Raw genomic sequence first — 24053 nt, forward strand, 5'->3', positions numbered from 1 at the left:
GGACGTGGCCGAAGCCACGTCCCCCGCCCGTCGCCAGTTGATCTACCCGTCGGTAGCATCCTGTTCATGGCAGAGACGGCAGAGACCCGGACCCAGTCGGACGAGAGCAGGCAGGCGGCCCGCGCGGAGCGCAGGGCGGCCAGGCTCGCGAAGCAGATCGGCGCCTTCGCCCGGGCGCACGGCGGTGCCGAGGGGCAGCTCGCCCACCTCGGCCAGGCGGGCACCCGTATCGTGCTGGTCGGCGAGGACGGGGGCTGGGGCGACCTGGTCGCTCCCTCCTACGCGGTGGCGGAGAGTGCCACGCGGAAGGCGGGCATCACAGTGCACGAGGACTTCGACGGTGACTTCGCCGCGAAGGTCCGCACCGGCCCGTACGAGTGGTCCCGGATGGCCGGAATCCAGGTCGGCGGACCTTCCAACAGCAAGGGCTGAGCACGCGGCCGGCCTCCTGCGGGTACGCGACGGCCCCCGTCCGCGCCGGACGGGGGCCGTGGCCGTGCTGGGGGCGGGTCAGCGCGCGGCCGCGTGCTCCGGCAGGTCTTCCGTCGCCGGGGCGGGAACGCCCGGTCCGGCAACGGGGCGCTCGCGCAGCGACAGCAGCAGGCGCAGCACCGCGATCCACAGGAGGGACGAGCCGAGCATGTGGAAGCCCACCAGGATCCCGGGCACGTCGTTGAAGTACTGCGCGTAGCCGATCCCGCCTTGCGCGAGCAGCACGATCAGCAGGTCGCGGGCGCGGGCGCGGGTGTCCGCGGGGGCGTCCACGACGCGCAGGGCGAACCACATCGCGACGGCCAGGAGGCAGACCACCCAGGCCGCGACGGCGTGCACGTGGGCGGCGGCGCTCCAGTCCCACGGCATGCGCGGTACGTCGCTGCTGTCCCCGGCGTGCTTGCCGGAACCGGTCACGGTGGTGCCCAGCGCGATCAGGACGGCCGTCACCGCGACGACGGCCCAGGCCAGCCGGCGCACCGGGAGCGGCGCGCGGGGGCGCGGAGCCGTGTCGCCCTCGCCCATCCGTACCCAGGTGATGACGGTGACCGTGAGGAGGCAGTTGGCGAGCAGGAAGTGCCCGGCCACCGACCAGGGGTTCAGACCCGCCCAGACCGTGATCCCGCCGATGACGGCGTTGCCCATCACCAGCCAGAACTGCGACCAGGCCAGGCGGCTGAGACCGCGCCGGCGGGGCTTCACGGAGCGCGCCGCGATGATCGCCCAGCCGACGGCCGCACACAGGACGTAGGTGAGCATCCGGTTGCCGAACTCGATGGCACCGTGCAGGCCCTGTTCGGGGGTGGCGAAGAGGCTGTCGTCGGTGCACTTGGGCCAGGTGTCGCAGCCCAGGCCGGAACCGGTGAGACGGACCGCACCGCCCGTGATGATGATGAAGACGCTCATCACCACCGCGGCGAGCGCGGCCCGTTTGGCGGTCCTCACCGACGGCGTCCAGCGCTTGGCGATGAAGGAGATGGGGGTTTCCACGCGCCCCATCGTAGGGAACGGCTTGTGCATGTTTTCACGAGGGGTGGGCATTCCCGGCTGAGCCCGGACATCTCCCCGGACCCGGCCGGCTCACTCCCAGCGGAAGAACCGGGCCGAGGCGCCCAGCCCCACGACCGCCCACACGGCCAGGACCGCCACGTCGCCCCAGGGCATCGCCGCGCCGTGCATGAGGACGTCCCGCAGGCCGTCGGAGAGCGCCGAGATCGGCAGCAGTCCGAGCGCCGACTGCGCCGCGTCCGGGAACCTGTCCAGCGGCACGATCACCCCGCCGCCGACCAGGAGCAGCAGGAAGACCAGGTTCGCCGCCGCCAGCGTCGCCTCGGCCTTCAGCGTTCCGGCCATCAGCAGGCCGAGCCCGGAGAAGGCCACGGTGCCCAGCAGCAGGAGCAGCACCACGGCGAACGGGTTGCCGTCCGGTGACCAGCCCAGCGCGAAGGCGATCGCGGTCAGCAGGACGATCTGGAGCACCTCCGTGACCAGTACCGAGAGTGTCTTCGCCGTCATCAGGCCCCAGCGGGGGAGCGGCGAGGCGCCCAGCCGCTTGAGCACCCCGTAGCGCCGCTCGAAACCCGTCGCGATGGCCTGGCCCGTGAAGGCCGTGGACATCACGGCGAGGGCGAGGACGCCCGGGGCCAGGAAGTCGACCGGCTCGCCCGCGCCGGTGTCGACGATGTCGACGGTGCCGAACAGGACGAGCAGCAGCGTGGGGATGACCACGGTGAGCAGCAGCTGCTCACCGTTGCGCAGGAGCATCCGCGTCTCCAGGGCCGCCTGGGCGGCGATCATGCGGGAGAGCGGGGCGGCGCCGGGGCGCGGGGTGTACGTACCGGCGCTCATGCGCGCAGCTCCTTGCCGGTCAGTTCGAGGAAGACGTCCTCCAGTGTGTGCCGCTCCACCGCGATGCCGTCCGGCATCACGCCGTTCTGCGCGCACCAGCTGGTGACGGTCGCCAGCAGTTCGGGATCGATCCGCCCGGTGATGCGGTAGGCGCCGGTCGTGAGCTCCGCGGCCTCGCTGCCGTCCGGAAGCGCCTTGAGCAGCGAGGCGAGGTCCAGTCCTGGCCGGCCGGTGAAGCGCAGGGTGTTCTCGGCGCCGCCGCGGCACAGCTTCTCCGGGCTGCCCTGGGCGATGACGCGCCCGGCGTCGATGACGGCGACATCGTCGGCGAGCGCCTCGGCCTCGTCCATGAAGTGCGTGCTGAGGACGACGGACACGCCGTCGGCCCGCAGCTCGCGGACCAGGTCCCACGTGGAGCGCCGGGCCTGCGGGTCGAGGCCCGCCGTCGGCTCGTCCAGGAAGACCAGCTCGGGGCGGCCGACGACGGCCATGGCCAGGGCGAGGCGCTGCTGCTGGCCACCGGAGAGCCGCCGGTAGACGGTACGGCCGCAGCTGCCGAGCCCGAGGCGCTCGACGAGCGTGTCGACGTCGAGCGGATGGGCGTGGAGCCTGGCCGTGTGGCGGAGCATCTCGTCGGCGCGGGCACCCGGGTAGATGCCCCCGGACTGCAGCATCACCCCGATGCGGGGGCGGAGCCGGGCCGCGTCGGCGACGGGGTCGAGGCCGAGGACCCTCACGGACCCCGCGTCGGGACGCCGGTAGCCCTCGCAGGTCTCGATCGTGGTGGTCTTGCCGGCGCCGTTGGGGCCGAGGACCGCGGTCACCGTGCCCGCCGAGATCTCCAGATCGAGGCCGTCGACCGCCGTCTTCGTGCCGTACCGCTTGACCAGGCCCCTGGCCTGTACGACGGGCTCACTGCTCATGGCCGGCAATTCTAGGTGGGCCGTCCGGGGGCCCGGCGCGCCGGGTTCCCCCGGGTCTTCCGAGGACTCCCGCCGGTGCGGCGGCCGGCCCCCCGGGAGCGCCCTCACCTGCGCCGGGCTGCCGTGATCAGCTGTTTCCGCAGGTCAATTTAGGTACACCTAAGTGATGAAGGGCACCGCGCCCGGTTCCGGGGTGGGTTGTCACGTCCGAGGGAATTACGCAACAATGGCGTTGTGAAATACGTTGGCGAGGCTCCCCAGGAGGAACTCGCGACCGGTGAGCGTTCGACGCGCAACCGGGTCGCGCGCTCCATCCTGGACCACGGCCCGTCCACCGTCGCCGATCTGGCCAAGCGCGTCGGGCTGACCCAGGCCGCCGTGCGCAGGCACCTCGACGCCCTCGTCTCCGACGATGTGGTCGAGGCCCGTGAGCAGCGGGTGTACGGCGCCAGGACCCGTGGCCGTCCGGCCAAGGTCTTCGCCCTCACCGACTGCGGCCGGGACGCCTTCGACCAGTCCTACGACAAGCTCGCCGCGGACGCCCTGCGCTGGATCGCCGACACGGCGGGGGACGAGGCGCTCGTCGCCTTCGCCCGCGCCAGGATGGCCGCCCAGTCCGAGACGTACCGCGCGGTCGTCGAGGCCGCCGGCCCCGAATCGCGCACCGAGGCGCTGGCCAAGGCCCTGTCGGCCGACGGGTACGCTGCTACGGCGCGCAGCGCGCCGGGGCCCCAGCAGGGCGAGCAGTTGTGCCAGCACCACTGCCCCGTCGCGCACGTCGCCGAGAAGTTCCCGCAGCTGTGCGAGGCGGAGACGGAATTCTTCTCCAGCCTGCTGGGGACCCACGTACAGCGTCTCGCCACCCTCGCCCACGGCGACGGGGTGTGCACGACGTTCGTTCCGCGCAGCGGCCCCGCAGCACCACAGACTTCACAGACCGCTCATTCAGCATCCGCAAGCACGGCCGGGAGGAACCCCGCATGACGCTCCCCACGGAGACTGCCCACCCTGAGCTCGATGGCCTGGGCACGTACGAATTCGGCTGGGCCGACTCCGACGCGGCAGGCGCGGCGGCGAAGCGCGGCCTGTCCGAAGCTGTCGTCCGCGACATCTCGGAGAAGAAGAACGAGCCGGAGTGGATGCTCAACCTCCGGCTCAAGGGTCTGAAGCTGTTCGGCAAGAAGCCCATGCCGAACTGGGGCTCGGACCTGTCGGGGATCGACTTCGACAACATCAAGTACTTCGTGCGGTCCACGGAGAAGCAGGCGGAGTCCTGGGAGGACCTGCCCGAGGACATCAAGAACACGTACGACAAGCTCGGTATCCCGGAGGCGGAGAAGCAGCGCCTGGTCGCCGGTGTCGCCGCGCAGTACGAGTCCGAGGTGGTCTACCACCAGATCAACGAGGAGCTCGAGGCGCAGGGTGTCATCTTCATGGACACCGACACCGCGCTGAAGGAGCACCCGGAGCTCTTCAAGGAGTACTTCGGCACCGTCATCCCCGTCGGTGACAACAAGTTCGCCTCGCTGAACTCCGCCGTGTGGTCCGGCGGCTCCTTCATCTACGTGCCGAAGGGTGTACACGTCGAGATCCCGCTCCAGGCCTACTTCCGTATCAACACGGAGAACATGGGCCAGTTCGAGCGGACGCTGATCATCGTCGACGAGGACGCCTACGTCCACTACGTCGAGGGCTGCACCGCTCCGATCTACTCCTCGGACTCCCTGCACTCCGCGGTCGTCGAGATCATCGTGAAGAAGGGCGGCCGCTGCCGCTACACGACCATCCAGAACTGGTCGAACAACGTGTACAACCTCGTCACCAAGCGCGCCGTGGCGTACGAGGGCGCGACCATGGAGTGGGTCGACGGCAACATCGGCTCCAAGGTCACCATGAAGTACCCGGCCGTCTACCTGATGGGCGAGCACGCCAAGGGCGAGACCCTGTCCATCGCCTTCGCGGGCGAGGGCCAGCACCAGGACGCCGGCGCCAAGATGGTGCACATGGCGCCGAACACCTCCTCCAACATCGTCTCCAAGTCGGTGGCGCGAGGCGGCGGGCGTACCTCCTACCGCGGTCTGATCGAGATCGGCGAGGGCGCGCCCGGCGCCAAGTCCAACGTGCTGTGCGACGCGCTGCTCGTGGACACCATCTCCCGGTCCGACACCTATCCCTACGTCGACGTCCGCGAGGACGACGTGTCGATGGGACACGAGGCGACGGTCTCCAAGGTCTCCGAGGACCAGCTCTTCTACCTGATGAGCCGCGGCATGACCGAGTTCGAGGCCATGGCGATGATCGTGCGCGGCTTCGTCGAGCCGATCGCCAAGGAGCTGCCGATGGAGTACGCCCTCGAGCTCAACCGGCTGATCGAGCTGCAGATGGAGGGCTCGGTCGGCTAGTACGGCCCCGCCGTCCGCCGATCGTCCCCGAGAGTTCTTGACTGAGAAAGCGAGCACTACGACAGCCATGGCTGAGGCTCAGAAAATCCCTGCGGGCTCCACCACCGCCGGGTCCATCGCGGTGGCGGCCGAGTCCACCGTCGCCACGCGCATGAGCGCCCCCCCGTCCTTCGACGTCGCGGACTTCGCGGTCCCGCACGGCCGCGAGGAGGAATGGCGGTTCACGCCGCTGGAGCGACTGCGCGGACTGCACGACGGGACCGCCGTCGCCACCGGTGACGGCGTCAAGGTCGTCATCGAGGCGCCGTCGGGCGTGACGGTCGAGACGGTCGGCCGTGACGACGCGCGACTCGGCAAGGCCGGCACGCCGGTGGACCGTGTCGCCGCGCAGGCGTACTCGGCCTTCCAGCAGGCCTCGGTCGTCACCGTCGCCAAGGAGGCCGTGCTCACCGAGCCGATCCGGATCGCCGTGCACGGGCAGGGCGGCGTGGCCTACGGCCACCAGCTCATCGAACTGGGTGCCTTCGCCGAGGCCGTCGTCGTCATCGACCACACCGGTGACGCGGTGCTCGCGGCCAACGTCGACTACGTCCTGGGCGACGGAGCGAAGCTGACCGTCGTATCCGTCCAGGACTGGGACGAGAAGGCCGTCCACGTCGCCCAGCACAACACGCTGGTCGGCCGTGACGCCTCCTTCAAGTCCATCGTCGTCACCTTCGGTGGCGACCTGGTCCGGCTCCACCCGCGGATCGCCTACGCGGCCCCCGGCGGCGAGGCCGAGCTGTTCGGGCTCTACTTCACCGACAAGGGCCAGCACCAGGAGCACCGCCTCCTCGTCGACCACAACGCCCCGCACTGCAAGTCCAACGTCGCCTACAAGGGCGCTCTGCAGGGCGACGGCGCACACGCGGTGTGGATCGGTGACGTGCTCATCCAGGCCGCCGCCGAAGGCACCGACACCTACGAGATGAACCGCAACCTGGTTCTGACCGACGGCGCCCGGGTCGACTCCGTGCCCAACCTGGAGATCGAGACCGGCGAGATCGTCGGCGCCGGCCACGCCTCGGCGACCGGCCGCTTCGACGACGAGCAGCTGTTCTACCTGCAGTCCCGCGGTATTCCGGCGGAGGAGGCCCGCAGGCTCGTCGTGCGCGGCTTCTTCGCCGAGCTGGTCCAGCAGATCGGTCTCCCCGACGTCGAGGCCCGGCTTCTCGACAAGATCGAGGCCGAGCTGAAGGCGTCGGTCTGACATGGCCTTCGTCAAAGCCTGTGCGCTGAGCGAGCTGGAGGACGACACCCCCAAGCGGGTGGAGCTCGACGGCACGCCGGTCTCCGTCGTCCGCACGGAGGGCGAGGTGTTCGCGATCAACGACATCTGCTCGCACGCGAACGTCTCGCTGTCCGAGGGAGAGGTGGAGGACTGCGCGATCGAGTGCTGGCTGCACGGATCGAGCTTCGACCTCCGCACCGGCAAGCCGTCCGGTCTTCCCGCGACGCGCCCCGTCCCCGTATACCCCGTCAAGATCGAAGGGGACGATGTGCTCGTCTCCGTCACACAGGAGTCCTGAGTCACCCATGGCAACGCTTGAAATCCGCGACCTGCACGTCTCCGTCGAGGCCGACAACGCCACGAAGGAGATCCTCAAGGGCGTCGACCTGACCGTGAAGCAGGGCGAGACGCACGCCATCATGGGCCCCAACGGGTCCGGCAAGTCCACCCTCGCCTACTCGCTCGCGGGTCACCCCAAGTACACGATCACGAGTGGCACGGTGACCCTGGACGGCGAGGACGTCCTGGAGATGTCCGTCGACGAGAGGGCCCGCGCCGGCCTGTTCCTCGCCATGCAGTACCCGGTCGAGATCCCCGGTGTCTCGGTCTCCAACTTCCTGCGCACCTCCGCCACCGCCGTCCGCGGTGAGGCCCCCAAGCTGCGGACGTGGGTCAAGGAGGTCAAGGAGACGATGGCCGAGCTCCAGATGGACCCCGCCTTCGCCGAGCGGAACGTCAACGAGGGTTTCTCCGGCGGTGAGAAGAAGCGCCACGAGATCCTGCAGCTGGAGCTGCTCAAGCCGAAGATCGCCATCCTCGACGAGACCGACTCCGGCCTCGACGTCGACGCCCTGCGCGTCGTGTCCGAGGGCGTCAACCGGGTGCGCGAGCGCGGCGAGGTCGGCACCCTGCTGATCACGCACTACACGCGGATCCTCCGCTACATCAAGCCCGACTTCGTGCACGTCTTCGCCAACGGCCGCATCGCCGAGTCCGGTGGCGCCGAGCTCGCCGACAAGCTGGAGAACGAGGGCTACGAGGCATATGTGAAGGGTGGCGCTTCCGCGTGACTGACGCCCGACAGGGGCTCTCCGGCCTCCTCGACACCGAGGCGATCCGCAAGGACTTCCCGATCCTGGACCGCACGGTCCACGACGGCAAGAAGATCGTGTACCTGGACAGCGCGGCGACCTCGCAGAAGCCGCGCCAGGTCCTCGACGCCCTCAGTGAGTACTACGAGCGGCACAACGCCAACGTCCACCGCGGTGTGTACACCATCGCGGAGGAGGCCACCGCGCTGTACGAAGGCGCCCGCGACAAGGTCGCCGCCTTCATCAACGCCCCCAGCCGCAACGAGGTGATCTTCACCAAGAACGCCTCGGAGTCGCTCAACCTCGTCGCCAACATGCTCGGCTGGGCGGATGAGCCCTATCGGGTCGACAGTGACACCGAGATCGTCACCACCGAGATGGAGCACCACTCGAACATCGTGCCGTGGCAGCTGCTCTCGCAGCGCACCGGTGCGAAGCTGAAGTGGTTCGGCATCACGGACGACGGCCGGCTGGACCTGTCGAACATCGATGAGATCATCACGGAGAAGACGAAGATCGTCACCTTCACGCTGGTCTCCAACATCATGGGCACGGTCAACCCGGTCGAGAAGATCATCCGGCGTGCCCAGCAGGTCGGCGCGCTGGTCTGCATAGACGCCTCGCAGGCCGCCCCGCACATGGTGCTCGACGTGCAGGCACTGCAGGCGGACTTCGTGGCCTTCACCGGTCACAAGATGGTCGGCCCGACCGGGATCGGCGTCCTGTGGGGGCGGCAGGAGCTCCTCGAGGACCTGCCGCCGTTCCTCGGCGGCGGCGAGATGATCGAGACCGTGTCGATGCACTCCTCGACGTACGCGCCGGCTCCGCACAAGTTCGAGGCGGGTACGCCCCCGATCGCGCAGGCCGTCGGCCTCGGCGCGGCCGTGGACTATCTCACCTCGATCGGCATGGAGAACATCCACCGCCACGAGCAGGCGATCACCCAGTACGCGGTGCGCCGGCTCCTGGAGGTCCCGGACCTCCGGATCATCGGCCCGGCGACGGCCGAGGACCGGGGCGCGACGATCTCCTTCACGCTCGGGGACATCCATCCCCACGACGTGGGGCAGGTACTCGACGAACAGGGCATCGCCGTGCGGGTCGGACACCACTGCGCCCGGCCGGTCTGCCTGCGGTACGGAATTCCTGCGACGACGCGGGCGTCGTTCTACCTGTACTCCACGCCGGCCGAGGTCGACGCCCTGGTGGACGGGCTGGAGCACGTGCGGAACTTTTTCGGTTAGACGGCAGAGGGTTGACTGGTGAAGCTTGATTCCATGTACCAGGAAGTGATCCTGGACCACTACAAGCACCCCCACGGGCGTGGCCTGCGGGACGGCGACGCCGAGGTGCACCACGTCAACCCGACGTGCGGCGACGAGATCACACTCCGCGTGAAATACGACGGCGAGACCATCGCCGACGTCAGTTACGAGGGTCAGGGCTGCTCCATCAGCCAGGCCAGCGCGTCCGTGCTCAACGAGCTGCTCGTGGGCAAGGAACTCGGCGAGGCGCAGAGGATCCAGGAGGCGTTCCTGGAACTGATGCAGTCCAAGGGCCAGCTGGAGCCGGACGACGCGATGGAGGAGGTGCTGGAGGACGCTGTGGCGTTCGCCGGCGTCTCCAAGTACCCGGCCCGGGTCAAGTGCGCGCTGCTGAGCTGGATGGCGTGGAAGGATGCGACGGCGCAGGCGCTGTCCGAAGGGAAGACGGCATGAGCGACAACGAGACTCTCACCACCAAGCCGGCCTCCGAGGAGGAGGTCCGCGAGGCCCTGTACGACGTGGTCGACCCCGAGCTGGGGATCGACGTCGTCAACCTGGGCCTGATCTACGGCATCCACATCGACGACGCCAACATCGCCACCCTCGACATGACGCTGACGTCGGCGGCCTGCCCGCTGACCGACGTGATCGAGGACCAGGCGAAGTCCGCGACGGACGGCATCGTCAACGAGCTGCGGATCAACTGGGTCTGGATGCCGCCGTGGGGTCCGGACAAGATCACCGACGACGGCCGCGAGCAGCTTCGCGCGCTCGGCTTCAACGTCTGATCCACGACGTCACGGACGGCCCCGGCTTGATGCCGGGGCCGTCGTGCGTTGTTGTCCCCCGTACGCATGACGTGTGCACGCCGTTCGCGCCCGGGTCGGAGCCTGCTCAGCGGCAAGGCCCTGATCGTGCCCGTGACCAACTTGGACAAGGTGACCGGAAGCGGCACGAAGGCCGTCTTCGGCACGCCGATCGAGCTTGACCTCGGCGGGCTGACCATCCGCGACATCCGGAAGAACGCCGCCGACCAGTACCTGGTCGTGGCCGGCTCCTGGGAGGCCGACGACAGCTCCGACCCGTACGCCCTCTACAGCTGGGACGGCGTCGCCGGACACGCACCGGTCCGGCGGGCGACGCTGCCCACCACCGACCCGGGCGGCTGGGAGGCCGTCGTCTCGGTGCCGGATCTGACGGTCGCGGGCACGCGGGCGCAGGTGATCACGGACGCCGGTGCCGCGGACCTGTACGGGGACGGCACGGAGGCCAAGGACCTGGACCACGCGGAGTGGAAGAAGTCCCGCGCCACCTGGTTCACCGTGGGGAACTGACCGCCCGGGTCCGCTCGAGAGGGTGTTCCACCGGACAACGGCCGTGCCTGCCCCCGTGTCTTGCGAGCCGGGGGGACCCCCAGCAGACTGGCGGGCATGGCCGTTCGTCTGTACCAACTCACCGTCGACACGCACGACCTGCCGTCCCTCGCCCGCTTCTGGTGCGAGGTGCTGGACTGGCGGATCCTCTTCGAGGACGAGGTCGAGATCGTCATCGGGGCCGATGAGACCGCTCTGCCGGGCATGTGCTTCGTCCCCGTGCCCGAGGGGAAGACGGCCAAGAACCGGCTGCACATCGACCTTTCCCCCGACGACCTGGCCACCGAGGTCGAGCGCATCATCGCGCTGGGGGCCCGGCGGCTGGATGTCGGGCAGGGCGGGGACGTCACCTGGGTGGTGCTGGCGGATCCGGAGGGCAACGAGTTCTGCGTGCTCCGGCCGAAGAAGACGCTGCTGGACTGACCGCCGGAGCCCCACCGTGCTCCACGGTCCGCGTGTGAGGTGGGGCCCCGGTGGCGGTCACTCCTGCGGGATGCCGCCCTCGAAGGGCGGGGGCGGCGTGGCCGGAGTGCCGGCGGCCTGGGCGAGGACCGGGCCGAGGTCCTCCGTACGCATGCGCCTGTCGACGTACAGCAGGCCGGTCACCAGCTGGGGGAACGTCGTCGAGATGATCTGGCTCACGAGCTGTCCCAGCAGCGTCGCGACCAGGTAGCCACTCAACGCGATCACCACCGCCGCCGCACTCGGGTCGTCGTCGAGAGACGCGGTGCCGATCATGCCGGGAAAGATGCCGAGGAGGGAGAACGGCATCTGGATCACATAACCGGCCGTGGACGCCATCAGGCCGGCCAGGAGCGTGATGCCGAAGATCCGCCACCAGTCGCCGCGGACCAGCTGGGCCGAGCGGCGCAGTGCGGCGACGGGACGCTGCCCCTCGAACACCACGACCGCCGGCGCCAGGCAGAACTTTATCCAGAGCCAGGTGGCCACCGGACCGGTCGCCAGGGCGCCGATGACGCCCAGCGTGATCGCCGTGACGGAACCGCCGCTGCCGCCGCCGTCGTCCATGGCGACCACGCTGATGATCACCCCGACGAAGGCGACCAGGATCAGCACCATCGGCACGACCACGATCAGGGCCGTGAGGACCAACGCGCCGATCACCGGCGCGACACGGGCCCAGGCCCGGCGCCACACCGTCCCGAAGGCGACGGGCCGGCCGAGGACCGCCTCCTGGAGCACGGCCGGCACCACCGCGTACATCAGGCCCGAGACCACCGACATGACCACGATGCCCAGCAGCACCAGGACGCCGCCCGCGATCACCAGCGGCACGACGTCCGCCGACGTGGGGTCCTCTCCGTAGCCGAGCGAGGCCAGCTCGGTCATGTGGTGCGCGACGGCGGAGTACGCCACCGCCACCGCCGCGGCCATCACCAGCGCCGCACCGCCGTACAACGCGCCCGCTATGCCGAACAGTTGCTTCCAGTACCTGCCCATGGTGGAGAACGCCCCGTTCAGGACGTCCCCCAGTTTCAACGGGGCGAGCGGTATCACCCCCGGCTTCGGCGGCGGCACCCAGCCGCCCCATCCCGGAGGTCCCCCGTACGGACTTCCGCCGTACGGTGCGCCTCCGTACACGCCGCCGCCCCACCCTGCGTCCTGCGCCACTGCTACTCCGTTGTGTTGTTGTGGTCCGATCATCATCCGGTCGTACCGGTGCGCACACCGTAGCGTCCCGTGGGAACCCTGGAACCCGTCCTGCCCGGTCACCGCAGGGATGCGCCGGAGTTGCGTACGGCCGTACGCAACGCTGTGTACGCTGGTACGCATGGGTTACGGACTGCTTGCCGCGGCCATCGCCGCAGAGGTGGCCGGGACTACGGCCATGAAGTACAGCGAGGGCTTCACCCGGTTCTGGCCCTCGCTCGTGACGGTCGTGGGCTACGTGCTGGCCTTCGCCCTGCTCGCCCAGACGCTCAAGACGCTCTCCATCGGCACCGCCTATGCCATCTGGGCGGGCACGGGCACCGCGGCGATCGCCGTCATCGGCATCCTCTGGATGGGCGAGTCCGCGAGCCTCCTCAAACTGGCGGGCATCGCGCTGGTGATCGCGGGGGTCGTGGTCCTCAACCTCGGAGGGGCGCACTGATGGCCCGCCGGTACGACCCCGGGCGGCGCGAGCGCATCATCGAGGCGGCCATCCGCGTCGTCGCGGCCCGGGGCATCGCGGGGCTCAGTCACCGCACGGTCGCGGCCGAGGCCGACGTGCCGCTGGGCTCGACGACCTATCACTTCGCCTCGCTCGACGAGCTGCTGGTGGCGGCCCTGCGCCGGTGCAACGAGAACTTCGCCCGGACCGTACGCGAGAGCGCGTACCTCCGCGACCCGGAGGTGCCGCTCGCCGACGAGCTGACGCGGCTGCTGGAGGAGTGGTTCGCCGGCGGGCGCGGACCGATGGAGCTGGAGTACGAGCTCTACCTGGCCGCCCTGCGCCGGCCCGCCCTGCGGCCGGTCGCCGCGGAGTGGGCCGACGGTCTGGCCGAGGTCGTCGCCCGGCGCACCGACGCCGCCACCGCACGGGCGCTCGTCGCGCTGCTGGACGGCATCAGCCTCCAGGTCCTGCTGACCGGGGGCGACTTCGACGCCGCGTACGCCAGGGAGATGCTGTCGCGGGTCGCCGCAGGATCACCCGGCCGTTGAGCGGGCTCAGGCGGAGTGCCCGTGCACGGCCTCCAGCGCGGCCCGCACGCTGGCCTCGATGTCCGAGATCGGGTAAAGCGCCTCGACCACGGTGCGGTCCCGGTCCACCACCAGCGTCAGCCTCTTCAGCCGGCTCACGCCCGCCACGCGGAACGTCGGGAGCCGCAGCGCCGCCGTGAACGTCAGCCCGGCGTCGGAGAGCAGCGGGAAGCGCAGCCCCTCCTTCTCCGCGAACGCCCGCTGCTCGTCGGGGCGCTGGGTGGAGACGCCGTGCACCGTCGCGCCCGCCGCGGTGAACTCGGCCAGCTGGTCGCGGTAGGTGCACGACTCCAGGGTGCAGCCGCTCGCCCCCGGGATCCCGGCCCAGCCCGGGGGATAGGCGTCCCTGCGGGCGTACGCGCTCGGGAAGCAGTACAGGACGGTGTACGGGGTGGCGGCGACGGGATCGCGCGACCCGCCCTCGTCGTCGAGCAGTTCGAGCGCGGGCAGCCTGGTGCCCACCAGGGCCCGCACGCGCGCCGCCTCGTCGGAGTCCTGCTCGGCCGTCGCCATCGTCTCTCCCTCTCCGAGTACCCAGGTGTCGCCCCAGTCCTGGAGTGCGATCAGCACCGGCAGCAGGGCGCGGCCGCGTGGGGTGAGCCGGTACTCGTGACGGACCGGGCGGTCCTGGTAGGGCTGCCGGGCCAGCACGCCGGCGTCCGTCAGCAGTTTCAGACGCTCCGTCAGCACCTTGCGTGACACGCCCAGTTCCTGCTGGAGCGCGTCGAAGCGGTGCACGCCGCGCGCGGCGTCGCGCACGATCAGCAGGGTCCACCAGTCGCCCACGACGTCCAGGGCCTGCGCGATCGCGCAGTCGGCGTCGGCCAGGCTGGTGCGCTGAGGCACGGTGTTCGCCCTTCTTCTCGGTTGACCTGCGGGAGTGACACTGCCATAGTCCGTTCCCAAAAGGAACTCACTGCCACGGGGGGCACGGGATGAGCATGCTGCGCGACGTACCGGGCACGGTGCGGCTCCTGGCGTTCGGCGCCTTCCTCAACGCCCTCGTCAGCTTCACCTTCGTCTATCTCTTCGTCTACCTCACCGGTCCGCGCGGCCTGTCCGTCGCCGAGGCGGGGGTCATCAGCGGGGTCGGCGGACTCGGCCTGGTCGCCGGGAACTTCACCGGCGGCTGGTTCGGCGACCGGTTCGGCCACCGGCGGATGCTCCTGACCGGCGCCTGCGTGAGCGGCGCCGCGCTCGTCACCCTCCCCGCGCTGCCCGTCCCGGCCCTGTACGCGGTGCTGCCCCTCGCGCAGTACGCCTCCGGGGTCGTCCGGGCGGCGAACGCCACCCTCGTCGCGGTCTCCGTCCCGCCCGGCGCCCGCCGCCCGAGCTTCGCCCTCACCCGGTTCGCCTCCAACGGTGGCTTCGTCGTCGGGCCGCCGCTCGGCGCGCTGATCGCCGGCCGCTACTCCTACGACTGGCTCTTCCTGGCCGACGGTCTGGGCACCCTGCTCTTCGCGGCATACGCCGCCGCGGTCCTGCCCGCCCGCGGTACCGTCCGCGCGCGGCCGGCGCACGACCCGCGTGCCCCTGGCCTGTGGAGCGAACTCCGGGCCAGGCCCGCGGTGCTCGTGCTGCTCGCCGCGATCGTCTGCGTCGACCTCGTTTACCGCCAGCAGTACTCCACACTCCCGGTCTTCCTCGCCGACCACGGTCACGGCACCCAGTTCTACGGCTGGCTGATCGCCGTCAACGGGGGCGTCATCCTCTGCCTCGAGCTCCCCGCAGCCCACCTGCTGCGCCGACGGGCACCCCTCACCGTCGTCGGAGTCGGCCTCCTCCTGGTGGGACTCGGATACGCGGTGCTGATACCCGGCGCGGGGGTGCTGTTCGCCGTCACGATGATGGTGTCCCTTACCGCGGGCGAGATCCTCTACAAGACGACGGCCACGGCCTACGTCGCCGACCAGGCACCCGACCACGCCCAGGGCCGCTTCCAGAGCCTCTACGCCGGAGCCTCGATCAGCGGCCAGGTCCTCGCGCCACCCCTGGGGGGAGCGCTGTACGCGGCCTCGCCCGGGCTGCTCTGGCCCCTGTGCGCGGTCCTCGCCTGCGGCGCGGGCGTCGCCGTACTGGCCGCGCGCCGTACGCGTGAACCCTCCCTGACGATGAGACCGGTTCGCCCGCGCGGGCCCCGGGCGGTTAGGTTTCGGTCATGACCGACACGACTTCCCAGGGCTCCGCCCGCACCACCGGCGCCGTCGCCGCCGGCCTCGCCACCATCGCCGGTGACGGCACCGTCCTCGACACATGGTTCCCCGCTCCCGAGCTCACCGCCGAGCCCGGCCCGGCCGGCACCCAGCGCCTGAGCCCCGAGGAGACGGTGAACCGCCTCGGCGAGGGCGCCGCCAGGGCCATCGGTGTGGACGCCCGCCGCGGGGTGGAGATCGTCGCCGTGTCCACGGTCATCTCCTCGCTCGACGACAAGCCGCTCGACGCCCACGACACCTACCTGCGGCTGCACCTGCTCTCGCACCGCCTGGTGCAGCCCCACGGGCAGAACCTCGACGGCATCTTCGGCTTCCTCGCCAACGTCGCCTGGACCTCGCTGGGTCCGGTCGCGGTCGACGACCTGGAGAAGGTCCGGCTCAACGCCCGCGCCGAGGGGCTGCACCTCCAGGTCACCTCGGTCGACAAGTTCCCCCGGATGACGGACTACGTCGCGCCCAAGGGCGTGCGGATCGCCGACGCCGACCGGGTCCGGCTCGGGGCCCACCTGGCCGCCGGGACGACCGTGATGCACGAGGGCTTCGTCAACTTCAACGCGGGCACCCTCGGCACCTCCATGGTCGAGGGCCGGATCTCCGCGGGTGTCGTCGTCGGCGACGGGTCCGACATCGGCGGCGGCGCGTCCACCATGGGCACGCTGTCCGGCGGTGGCAAGGAGCGCATCGTCATCGGACAGCGCTGCCTGGTCGGGGCGGAGGCCGGGGTCGGGATCGCGCTCGGCGACGAGTGCGTCGTCGAGGCCGGGCTCTACGTCACGGCCGGCACCCGGGTCACGATGCCGGACGGACAGGTCGTCAAGGCCCGCGAGCTCTCCGGCGCCTCCAACATCCTCTTCCGCCGCAACTCGGTGTCCGGCGCGGTCGAGGCCCGCCCGAACAACGCGGTGTGGGGCGGGCTCAACGACGTACTCCACAGCCACAACTAGCCTGTAGCGGAGATCAGTTCGTCGTAGACCCTGCGCAGCCCGTCGGTCGCCTCGCGCCCGGCGGGCTGCAGCGGTTCGCGGACCGGTCCCGCGTCCAGCAGGGCCTTCGCCGTGACCGCGCCCGGCAGGCCGGAGGCCATCATCGCCTCGACGAGGGCGATGTTGAGCGCGTTGAGGCGGGCGGCCTCCGCCGTGTCGCCGGCGTCGAACGCGTCCAGCACGGCCCGCATCCGGCGCGGCGCCGCGTTGGCGACCGTACTGACGTAGCCGGCGCCGCCCAGCGCGTACAGCGGGAGGTTCAGTTCCTCGCAGCCCGAGTAGTACGCCAGTGAGGTCCGCGCCATCACCTTCGTCGCCGCGAGCAGGTCGTAGGAACAGTCCTTGACCGCCACGACGCGCGGGTGCTCCGCCAGGCGCAACAGGGTCGCCGGTTCGATCCTCGTGCCGGTGCGGCCGGGGATGTCGTACAGCATCAGGGGCAGGCCGGTGGACTCCGCGACCCTGAGGAAGTACGCCTCGACCGCCTCCTGAGGGGGCCGGCTGTAGTACGGCGTCACCACGAGCAGTCCGTCCGCCCCCGCTGCCTCCGCCTCCCGGACGAGACGCACCGTGTGCCGTGTGTCGGGGCCGCCGACCCCCGCCACGAGCGGGACCGAGTCGCCCACCGCCTCCCGTACCGCCCGCAGCAGGGCGCCCTTCTCCTCGTCCGTCGTGGTCGGCGACTCGCCCGTGGTGCCGCTGAGGACGAGTCCGTCGCAGCCGTCCGCGACCAGGCCGGCGGCGTGACGGCGTGCGGTGTCCAGGTCCAGGTCACCGGCGTCGGTGAACGGCGTGATCATGGCGCAGAGGGTGCGGCCGAAGGGCCCTGCCCGGTGGGATGTCATCTCCGCAGTCTCGGCTCCCGGTCCGTACGGGTCCACTTAGTTCTGCTTGGGGTGACGGCCAAGGAGCGCTGAACGGTCGGGAGGGGGAGCCGGCCGCGGCACGGAGCCCCGTGGCCTGCAGCCTCGGCGGACGGGCCCACACAGGATGGCCCGGAGCCCGGGGTGCCGTCGGACGGCTGCCCCGCCTCCGGCGAGGTCGTGGACATGGGGCCGGTCGAGACGGTGATGTTCGCCCGTGCCGTCGTGCTCACCCTCGCCTACTGCGGTGACCGGCCACCACCGGCTGAACGGCCTTGCTCCCCAGGTGCCCGACCCGACGGGGACGCCGGTCCGCGAGTGCCCCCGGCCGGTGGCAGCGACGGGCTCACCCGCCACAGCCCGAAGGGCGGTGCGGTCCGTCGCCGGGCGCCCGTGCCCGGAACCGGGGCAGGCCCTCGGCAACACCCGGCGGCACCCGACGAAATGCGTCTACGCTGGGCGGCGGCCCGGATCCCATGGCACGGGATCCGGCCGTGACAGAGCCCGCGCACGCCCCGAGGAGAACCCCCAGATGTCCGCAGAGCCCCCCTCCCTGCCGCCGGTGCGGCTGCACACCGAGGCCGAGCTGGCCCGGGACGCGCTGGCCGCACCGCTGCTCGCCCGTGCCGCCCGGCTCGCCCGCTGGGCGGGGCCCGCGACCCGGGTGGGCGCGGGTGGCGAACTCGTCGACGCGCAGCTGCCCGAGGCTGCGGAGCACCTCGGTCTCGCAGCCGACGAGGACGGCGCGGCCTACGCGAGCGAGGCGTGGCGCCTCGCCGTCGACACGGGGCTCGTGGACGTGGAGGACCCGCAGGACGAGCAGGAGGACGGGGCCGCGGAGGGGACCGTCACCGCCGGGGAGAACCTGGCACTGCTGACCTCCGGATCGCCGCAGGACGTCCTGGCGATCTGGCTCGACGGCCTGGACGCCGTGCACGCGGACGCCACGGCCCCGGCGTTCGACGACTTCGCCGACCTCATCGGCGAGGACGGCAGTGTCGACTTCGACGCCCTCGACTGGGACCCGGAGGCCGAGGCAGACCTCCTCGACGGGGTGCTGGGCAACCTCTACCTGCTGACCCTCTCGGAGGTGGGGCCCGCCGGCGCCCCCGTACCGCTGCCCGCCCTCGCCGCCTCCGTGGTGGTGCCCGACGACATGGACGAGCCCACCGACGACGTCCTGGAACAGGTGTCGGAGGCCATGATGCGGCTGGACGACCAGTTCCGGGTCCTCGAACCCATCGGGATCGTCGAGTACGTGCCGGTGGACGAGACCCTGCTGACCGAGGAGGGGGAGGAGGCGTCGCCGCCGGTCGACGACGAGGACCTGACCCGCTACGGCATGGTGAAGCTGACTCCGCTCGGCCTCTACGGCATCCGCGAGCGGATGCTGGAGGCGGGGGTGGACGCGCCGGCCGTCGGCGACCTCGCCGACAAGGGGGCCGACGCACTGCTCGGCGGCATCGCCCACTACCCGGAGGACGCCGCGCGCACCGAGATCGGGTTGTGGCTCGGCGGGCGCGGGGCCGACGGGGCACAGGCCGCCGCGGCCGAGCTCCTGAGTGCGGCCCGCGGAGCCGACCGGCGCGCCCCTCTGCGCAGACTCCACTGCCAGCAGGCGCTCGCCCTCGCCGGGGCCGAGGCGGAGCCCGCCGTCCGCGCGGTCCTGGACGACCCCGAGCTCGGCGGTCTCGCGCGGGTCTGGCTCGCGGAGCGCGGAGCAGCCGACGTGCCCGCGCCCCCGGAGTCGATGATCTTCTGGCTCGCCGTCGACACGATCGCCGCCCAGCTGGACGCCGAGGGCGAGATGGACGAGCTCCAGGAGCTCGTCGAGGGCCTCTCGGGCCAGCACAGCGGGTTCTTGGACGAGGCGTGGCGGGTGGACCACCCCGCGACCGCCGAGGTGCTGGAGGCGATGGGGCGGCTGCACCGTGACCGCAAGAGTGCGAAGGACGCCCGCAAGGCCGCCTTCAAGGCCCGCTCACGCGGGAACGGCTGAGCGCAGGGGCGCTTTCGGCCACGAGGGGGCCGGTCGGGAGAGTGCGGGCCGGCCCGGTTCGTACGCAAAAGCCGTTCGGCTTGGCGTACGGGCCCGCCGTACGTCGTGCGTCGTTCAACTCCTGTTGGTGCGGCGGGTGGAGCGTTTACACGCCAGCTCACCCGGTCACGCAACAGCAGGAGTCCGCGATGTCGTTCAGCCGCAGGGAATTCACCAGACAGTCCGCTCTGACCGGCGCCGGTATCGCCCTGACCGGTGCCGTGGGCGCGCTGGCGACGGCGCCGGGCGCCCTGGCGGCCGAGGACGCACGCCACGGCCACGACGGCCTCGGTCATGACCACGACCATGACCACGGTCACGACCAGGGCGGGAAGCTGGGCTACGGCCCGCTGCTCCCCGACCCGAAGGGCATCCTCGCGCTGCCCGCCGGATTCTCCTACCGCGTGGTCACCCACACTGGCGTCACGAAGCTGGAGACGGGGGAGTCGACCCCCTCCAACCACGACGGCACCGCGGCATTCGAGGGAGCCCGCGGCGTCACCCTCCTGGTCAACAACCACGAGCTGAGCGGCACCCGGGCCGGCTGGGAGTACCCCGTGCCGCTCACCGAGGGCCTCGTCTACGACCCGGTCGCCGCCGGCGGCTGCACCGTCGTGGAGACCCGCCGTGACGGCCGCACGGCCGAGTGGGTCGGCATCGCGGGCACGTCGACCAACTGCGCCGGCGGCAGCACGCCGTGGGGCACCTGGCTGACCTGCGAGGAGACCGAGGACAGGGCCGGTAAGAACGGCCTGCTCAAGGACCACGGATACGTCTTCGAGGTCGACCCGTACGACAAGCGGGCCAACCGCGACCCGCGCCCCGTCAAAGCCTTCGGCAGGTACGCCCACGAAGCCGTGGTCATCGACCCCAAGCTCGGACACGCCTACCTCACCGAGGACGCGTCGGGTCCCAACGGACTGCTCTACCGCTGGGTGCCGCCGCACGGCTTCAAGCACGGCCGCGGCAAGCTGCGCACCCTCGCCGACGACGCGGGTGTCCTGCAGGCCACCCGGTGCTTCGACAAGAACGGCACGTTCGTCGACGACCTGTCCCGCGCCACGAAGACCGGCACGGTCTACGGCGTGGACTGGGTCGACGTACCCGACCGTGACGCGAAGACCGTCTCCGTGCGCAAGCAGTTCTCCGAAGGCCAGGTCACCCGCGCCCGCAAGCTCGAGGGCATGTGGTGGGGCGACGGCGGCACCTACATCGTCTCCTCGTTCGCCCGCGGCGAGAGCCCGGTCGCGCACGACGGCCAGGTCTGGTTCTACGACCCCAAGCGCCGCACGCTGACCTTGAAGGTCCTCCTCGGCGTCAACGCCGACCCGTCGAAGGACGGGGCCTTCGACGGTCCCGACAACATCACCGTCTCGCCCTACGGCGGTCTGGTCATCGCGGAGGACGGGGAGGGCGTCCAGCACCTCTTCGGTGCGACCGAGAGCGGCCGCACCTACCCGATCGCGCGAAACGAGCTGAACGTCGGCACGGCGGAGGAGCCGTCGTACAGCGAGTTCACCGGGGTCACCTTCTCGCCGGACGGAAAGACGCTGTTCGCCAACATCCAGACGCCGGGCATCATGCTGGCCGTCACCGGCCCGTGGAAGCGGCAGCCGCACAAGCACTGACACGCTTCCGGCCGCCTGCGGCGCGTCAGGGGCATCCCCTTGCGCGCCGCACGCGTGTTCCCGTTTCGTGCGGAGGGGCGGTGCTCCGGCCGGTGGAGGCGGGCAAGGGGCCGAGCGGGTGGACGGTGCCCACCGGCCGTTCGGGTTCATCCGCGCCCCACGGGCGGGAGCCGGGTGCCGACCGTGCGCGTCCGGCCGACCTGGCCGGGCGCCTGCAGGCGATGGGCGTGAGCAGCCACACCTTCGGGGGTCTTTGCGGTGCGGCGATCCGCACACTCCCCCCGCGCGAAGGGGCCAGGACCGGGGTTCGGGCCGGAACTGCTGATTACGAATCCGGCACTACTGACCGCTCCGGAGCGGTCGGGCATGGCGTCGGGGGCTTACAGGGCGCATACTCGACCGTAATGAAACAGTCAGCCGGTTCCCGGCGTCACCTGCCTTCCAGTCCCTTCAACCGCCCGGCCCAGGCGGCCCCACCGGTCGAATGCTTCGATGTGGGCGACAGGGTGTCGCACGACCAGTTCGGACTCGGCCGAGTCCTCGCTGTCGAGGGCGACAACGACGCAGTGCTCATCGACTTCTCGGGGCGACAGGGGAGGATCCTGAGCCCGTACTCCAAGCTGACCAAGCTCTGAGAAGGAGGACGAGCACGCAAAGCGTCCGACCGGAAATTCTCCGGATCCGGGGCACCTGAGGGGAAACCCGTCGGGTGCCCCGGAAGCCGTTTCCGGGGCACCCGACCGCCGGCTCCGGCGTCCGGTGACGGTTTACAGGGCCTTGGCCGCGGGCTTGACCATGCCCCGGACGGTCCGTGACTTCACGAACTCGCCCATGGCGGTCATCTCCCATTCGCCGGAGAACTGCTTGATCAGCTTGGCCATCATCACGCCGGTCTGCGGCTCCGCGCCGGTCAGGTCGAAGCGGACCAGCTCCTCGTCGGTGGCCGCGTCGATCAGGCGGCAGTAAGCCTTCGCGACCTCGCTGAACTTCTGGCCGGTGAACGAGTTCACCGTGAAGACCAGGCCGGTCGCGTCGGCGGGGATCCGGCCGAGGTCCACGACGATCACCTCGTCGTCGCCGGCGCCCTCACCCGTGAGGTTGTCGCCGGAGTGCTTGATCGCGCCGTTCAGGATGGAGAGCTTGCCGAAGTAGCAGCTGTCCAGGTGCTTGCGGTCGGGGCCGTACGCGATCACCGAGGCGTCGAGGTCGATGTCCTTTCCGCGGAAGGCGGGCTCCCAGCCGAGGCCCATCTTGACCTGGGACAGCAGCGGCTTCCCGGCCTTGACCAGGGACACCGTCTGGTTCTTCTGGAGACTGATCCGGCCCTTGTCCAGGTTGATCTTGCCGGAGCCCACGGGTGCGGGCGGCGCGGCGGGTGCCTGGGGAGCGATCCGGGGGTCGAGCGGAGCGGCCGTCGGGGGAGCGGCGGGCGGTGCCTGGGGAGCCGCGGCGGGTGCGGGCGGCGCGGCTGCCGCGGGCTCCTCCACCGTGACGCCGAAGTCCGTGGCGATGCCGGCCAGGCCGTTCGCGTAGCCCTGGCCGACGGCGCGGGCCTTCCAGGCGCCGTTGCGCAGGTAGACCTCGATGACCACCAGCGCCGTCTCGCCGCCCAGCTGGGGCGGGGTGAAGGTGGCGAGCACGCTGCCGTCGTCGGCGTTGCGCACGGTGGCGGTGGGCTCCACGCCCTGGAAGGTCTGGCCCGCCGCATCGGGGCTCGCCGTGACGACGATCTTCTCGATGCCCGGGGGGACCGCGGTGGTGTCCACCACGATCGCGTCCGGCGCCGAACCGCCGCCGGAGCGGTAGGTCACACCGGGGCCCGAGGGCTGGTTGTAGAAGATGAAGTCGTCGTCGGAGCGCACCTTGCCGTCGGCGGTGAGCAGCAGGCCCGAGACGTCGAGCCGCACGGGCGCGGCAACGTCCACCGCCACGCGGGCGGCGGAGAGAGGGATGTTCGAGCCGGGGGTCATTGCGGTCATGCACGGGGTAACGAACGACCCGGCTTTGCCGTTCCCTTACCTTCCGGGACTTGCTCCGTACGGCTCAGCGGCCGCCGCGGGCCCGGCCCGCCCCGGCGGGGGCGCGGGCGGGGCGACCCCGCACTAGTGGGGCCAGATCGGCGGGTTCGTGACGAAGTGGCCGCCGATACGGGCGTGCTCGGGGTTCTCCGGGTCCAGCTCGCCGTGCTGGGCGACCAGCCCGGCGGCGTACTGCTCGGAGTCGTCCTGCGGGTCGTAGCCGAGGGCGCGGGCCGTCGACAGGTCCCACCAGAGGCGGGTGTTGGCCGACGAGCCGTACACCACGGTGTGGCGCACGTCCTCGGCGGTCAGGGCCGCGTGGAAGAGGCGCGCCCCGTCGCCCGGGCTCATCCAGACCGACAGCATCCGCACCGAGGTCGGCTCCATGAAGCAGGAGCCGATGCGCACCGAGACGGTCTCCAGGCCGTGCTTGTCCCAGTAGAACTGGGCGAGGTCCTCGCCGAAGGACTTCGACAGGCCGTAGAAGGTGTCGGGGCGGCGCGGGGTCCCGACCGGGATCAGCGGATCACCGGAAACCGGGCGGGGGGTGTACCCGACGGCGTGGTTGGACGACGCGAACACGATGCGCCGCACGCCCTCCTCGCGCGCCGCCTCGTAGAGGTTGTACGTGCCCTCGATGTTCGCGCGCAGAATCTTGTCGAACGAGGCTTCGAGGGAGATGCCCGCGAGATGGATGACCGCGTCTACGCCCCGCATCGCCTCCCGCAGTGCGTCCCTGTCGCAGAGATCGGCGGTGACGGCGTCGGGTTCGCCCTCGATCGGCGTGAGGTCGAACAGCCGGAGGCCGTAGCCGTAGGCGGGAAGCAGCCCCCGCATCAGGGTGCCGAGGCCACCGGCGGCGCCGGTGAGCAGGACGGTGCGGGGAGCGGGCATACGGGCATCTCCTCGGTGCTGGCGCGGTGCGTGCGGATGGGGGGGGGGG

25 protein-coding genes and 1 pseudogene are annotated in these 24053 nt (G+C 71.0%); 18 read left to right on the forward strand and 8 right to left on the reverse strand.

Translation table 11 applies throughout. The features are described 5' to 3' along the window. Positions 1–66: 66 nt before the first annotated feature. Complete coding sequence (locus ACFU5K_RS26410) at positions 67–432, forward strand: hypothetical protein (protein ID WP_384065983.1); 366 nt, start codon at positions 67–69, stop codon at positions 430–432. 78 nt (positions 433–510) lie between these two features. Here the strand turns inward: ACFU5K_RS26410 and ACFU5K_RS26415 are convergent, their stop codons facing one another. The 3 genes from ACFU5K_RS26415 to ACFU5K_RS26425 all read right to left on the reverse strand — a co-directional run bounded on the left by ACFU5K_RS26415 (position 511) and on the right by ACFU5K_RS26425 (position 3263). Then, positions 511–1491, reverse strand: a complete 981-nt coding sequence (locus tag ACFU5K_RS26415) for a heme A synthase (RefSeq protein ID WP_384065984.1) — start codon at positions 1489–1491, stop codon at positions 511–513. A gap of 81 nt (positions 1492–1572) precedes the next feature. Next, positions 1573–2340: an ABC transporter permease gene (locus ACFU5K_RS26420; RefSeq protein WP_384065987.1), complete on the reverse strand. Its 768-nt coding sequence runs from the start codon at positions 2338–2340 to the stop codon at positions 1573–1575. Next, positions 2337–3263: an ABC transporter ATP-binding protein gene (locus ACFU5K_RS26425; protein ID WP_384065989.1), complete on the reverse strand. Its 927-nt coding sequence runs from the start codon at positions 3261–3263 to the stop codon at positions 2337–2339. Before ACFU5K_RS26425 ends, ACFU5K_RS26420 begins: the two co-directional genes overlap by 4 nt. Positions 3264–3497: 234 nt before the next feature. On the opposite strand from ACFU5K_RS26425, the gene ACFU5K_RS26430 reads away from it, so the two are divergent. The 10 genes and pseudogenes from ACFU5K_RS26430 to ACFU5K_RS26475 all read left to right on the forward strand — a co-directional run bounded on the left by ACFU5K_RS26430 (position 3498) and on the right by ACFU5K_RS26475 (position 11087). After that, entirely contained in the window at positions 3498–4247 is a 750-nt protein-coding gene (locus tag ACFU5K_RS26430; RefSeq protein ID WP_384065991.1) for a helix-turn-helix transcriptional regulator, read from the forward strand. Further along, a complete protein-coding gene (gene sufB, locus ACFU5K_RS26435; RefSeq protein WP_327119774.1) occupies positions 4244–5665 on the forward strand; it encodes a Fe-S cluster assembly protein SufB in 1422 nt (473 codons plus the stop codon). The genes ACFU5K_RS26430 and sufB overlap by 4 nt, the downstream gene beginning before the upstream one ends. Before the next feature lie 67 nt (positions 5666–5732). Beyond that, positions 5733–6914: a Fe-S cluster assembly protein SufD gene (sufD, locus tag ACFU5K_RS26440; protein ID WP_384065994.1), complete on the forward strand. Its 1182-nt coding sequence runs from the start codon at positions 5733–5735 to the stop codon at positions 6912–6914. A gap of 1 nt (position 6915) precedes the next feature. Beyond that, positions 6916–7233, forward strand: a complete 318-nt coding sequence (locus ACFU5K_RS26445; protein ID WP_014156911.1) for a bifunctional 3-phenylpropionate/cinnamic acid dioxygenase ferredoxin subunit — start codon at positions 6916–6918, stop codon at positions 7231–7233. Positions 7234–7240: 7 nt separating this feature from the next. Next, complete coding sequence (gene sufC, locus ACFU5K_RS26450; RefSeq protein WP_384065996.1) at positions 7241–8005, forward strand: Fe-S cluster assembly ATPase SufC; 765 nt, start codon at positions 7241–7243, stop codon at positions 8003–8005. Beyond that, on the forward strand, positions 8002–9270 hold the full coding sequence (locus ACFU5K_RS26455; RefSeq protein ID WP_327119795.1) for a cysteine desulfurase: 1269 nt from the start codon (positions 8002–8004) through the stop codon (positions 9268–9270). The genes sufC and ACFU5K_RS26455 overlap by 4 nt, the downstream gene beginning before the upstream one ends. Before the next feature lie 18 nt (positions 9271–9288). Then, positions 9289–9744 (forward strand): Fe-S cluster assembly sulfur transfer protein SufU, encoded by a 456-nt coding sequence (gene sufU / locus ACFU5K_RS26460; RefSeq protein ID WP_384065999.1) that lies wholly within the window; start codon positions 9289–9291, stop codon positions 9742–9744. Beyond that, the gene (locus ACFU5K_RS26465) at positions 9741–10079 is read left to right on the forward strand and encodes a metal-sulfur cluster assembly factor (protein ID WP_093539690.1); all 339 of its coding nucleotides are present in this window, start codon (positions 9741–9743) and stop codon (positions 10077–10079) included. The genes sufU and ACFU5K_RS26465 overlap by 4 nt, the downstream gene beginning before the upstream one ends. Before the next feature lie 111 nt (positions 10080–10190). Beyond that, positions 10191–10625 (forward strand): annotated as a pseudogene (locus tag ACFU5K_RS26470) (hypothetical protein); the annotation flags it as partial. Positions 10626–10721: 96 nt separating this feature from the next. Continuing rightward, a complete protein-coding gene (locus ACFU5K_RS26475) occupies positions 10722–11087 on the forward strand; it encodes a VOC family protein (protein ID WP_384066001.1) in 366 nt (121 codons plus the stop codon). A 57-nt stretch (positions 11088–11144) separates the two neighbouring features. Here the strand turns inward: ACFU5K_RS26475 and ACFU5K_RS26480 are convergent, their stop codons facing one another. Further along, a complete protein-coding gene (locus ACFU5K_RS26480; RefSeq protein WP_384066003.1) occupies positions 11145–12296 on the reverse strand; it encodes a hypothetical protein in 1152 nt (383 codons plus the stop codon). Positions 12297–12456: 160 nt separating this feature from the next. On the opposite strand from ACFU5K_RS26480, the gene ACFU5K_RS26485 reads away from it, so the two are divergent. Continuing rightward, positions 12457–12777: a DMT family transporter gene (locus ACFU5K_RS26485; RefSeq protein ID WP_384066005.1), complete on the forward strand. Its 321-nt coding sequence runs from the start codon at positions 12457–12459 to the stop codon at positions 12775–12777. Further along, positions 12777–13328: a TetR/AcrR family transcriptional regulator gene (locus tag ACFU5K_RS26490; protein ID WP_384066007.1), complete on the forward strand. Its 552-nt coding sequence runs from the start codon at positions 12777–12779 to the stop codon at positions 13326–13328. Before ACFU5K_RS26485 ends, ACFU5K_RS26490 begins: the two co-directional genes overlap by 1 nt. Positions 13329–13334: 6 nt before the next feature. Here ACFU5K_RS26490 and ACFU5K_RS26495 read toward each other — a convergent pair whose 3' ends face one another. Continuing rightward, positions 13335–14213 carry a winged helix-turn-helix transcriptional regulator gene (locus ACFU5K_RS26495; RefSeq protein ID WP_384066008.1) on the reverse strand — a complete coding sequence of 293 codons (879 nt, stop codon included), beginning with the start codon at positions 14211–14213 and terminating at the stop codon, positions 13335–13337. An 89-nt stretch (positions 14214–14302) separates the two neighbouring features. On the opposite strand from ACFU5K_RS26495, the gene ACFU5K_RS26500 reads away from it, so the two are divergent. Both ACFU5K_RS26500 and dapD read left to right on the forward strand, forming a co-directional pair. Further along, complete coding sequence (locus ACFU5K_RS26500; protein ID WP_384066010.1) at positions 14303–15529, forward strand: MFS transporter; 1227 nt, start codon at positions 14303–14305, stop codon at positions 15527–15529. Further along, the gene (gene dapD, locus ACFU5K_RS26505; RefSeq protein WP_384066012.1) at positions 15526–16524 is read left to right on the forward strand and encodes a 2,3,4,5-tetrahydropyridine-2,6-dicarboxylate N-succinyltransferase; all 999 of its coding nucleotides are present in this window, start codon (positions 15526–15528) and stop codon (positions 16522–16524) included. Before ACFU5K_RS26500 ends, dapD begins: the two co-directional genes overlap by 4 nt. Here dapD and dapA read toward each other — a convergent pair. Continuing rightward, complete coding sequence (dapA, locus tag ACFU5K_RS26510) at positions 16521–17408, reverse strand: 4-hydroxy-tetrahydrodipicolinate synthase (RefSeq protein ID WP_384066014.1); 888 nt, start codon at positions 17406–17408, stop codon at positions 16521–16523. The two genes, dapD and dapA, sit on opposite strands and share 4 nt — an antisense overlap. A gap of 550 nt (positions 17409–17958) precedes the next feature. Between dapA and ACFU5K_RS26515 the strand changes: the two genes are divergently transcribed. The 3 genes from ACFU5K_RS26515 to ACFU5K_RS26525 all read left to right on the forward strand — a co-directional run bounded on the left by ACFU5K_RS26515 (position 17959) and on the right by ACFU5K_RS26525 (position 21727). Continuing rightward, the gene (locus ACFU5K_RS26515; protein ID WP_384066016.1) at positions 17959–19425 is read left to right on the forward strand and encodes a hypothetical protein; all 1467 of its coding nucleotides are present in this window, start codon (positions 17959–17961) and stop codon (positions 19423–19425) included. Positions 19426–19613: 188 nt separating this feature from the next. Then, positions 19614–21092, forward strand: coding sequence for an alkaline phosphatase PhoX (locus ACFU5K_RS26520; RefSeq protein ID WP_384066018.1), 1479 nt, complete (start codon positions 19614–19616; stop codon positions 21090–21092). Positions 21093–21496: 404 nt separating this feature from the next. Beyond that, entirely contained in the window at positions 21497–21727 is a 231-nt protein-coding gene (locus ACFU5K_RS26525) for a hypothetical protein (RefSeq protein ID WP_014156926.1), read from the forward strand. Between the two features lie 132 nt (positions 21728–21859). Here the strand turns inward: ACFU5K_RS26525 and ACFU5K_RS26530 are convergent, their stop codons facing one another. Then, a complete protein-coding gene (locus ACFU5K_RS26530; RefSeq protein WP_384066020.1) occupies positions 21860–23071 on the reverse strand; it encodes a TerD family protein in 1212 nt (403 codons plus the stop codon). 123 nt (positions 23072–23194) lie between these two features. Beyond that, the gene (locus ACFU5K_RS26535) at positions 23195–24004 is read right to left on the reverse strand and encodes an NAD-dependent epimerase/dehydratase family protein (RefSeq protein ID WP_384066022.1); all 810 of its coding nucleotides are present in this window, start codon (positions 24002–24004) and stop codon (positions 23195–23197) included. Between the last annotated feature and the right edge of the window lie 49 nt (positions 24005–24053).

The sequence above is a fragment of the Streptomyces sp. NPDC057428 genome (assembly GCF_042803195.1).
In the GTDB taxonomy this organism is placed as follows: Bacteria; Actinomycetota; Actinomycetes; order Streptomycetales; family Streptomycetaceae; genus Streptomyces.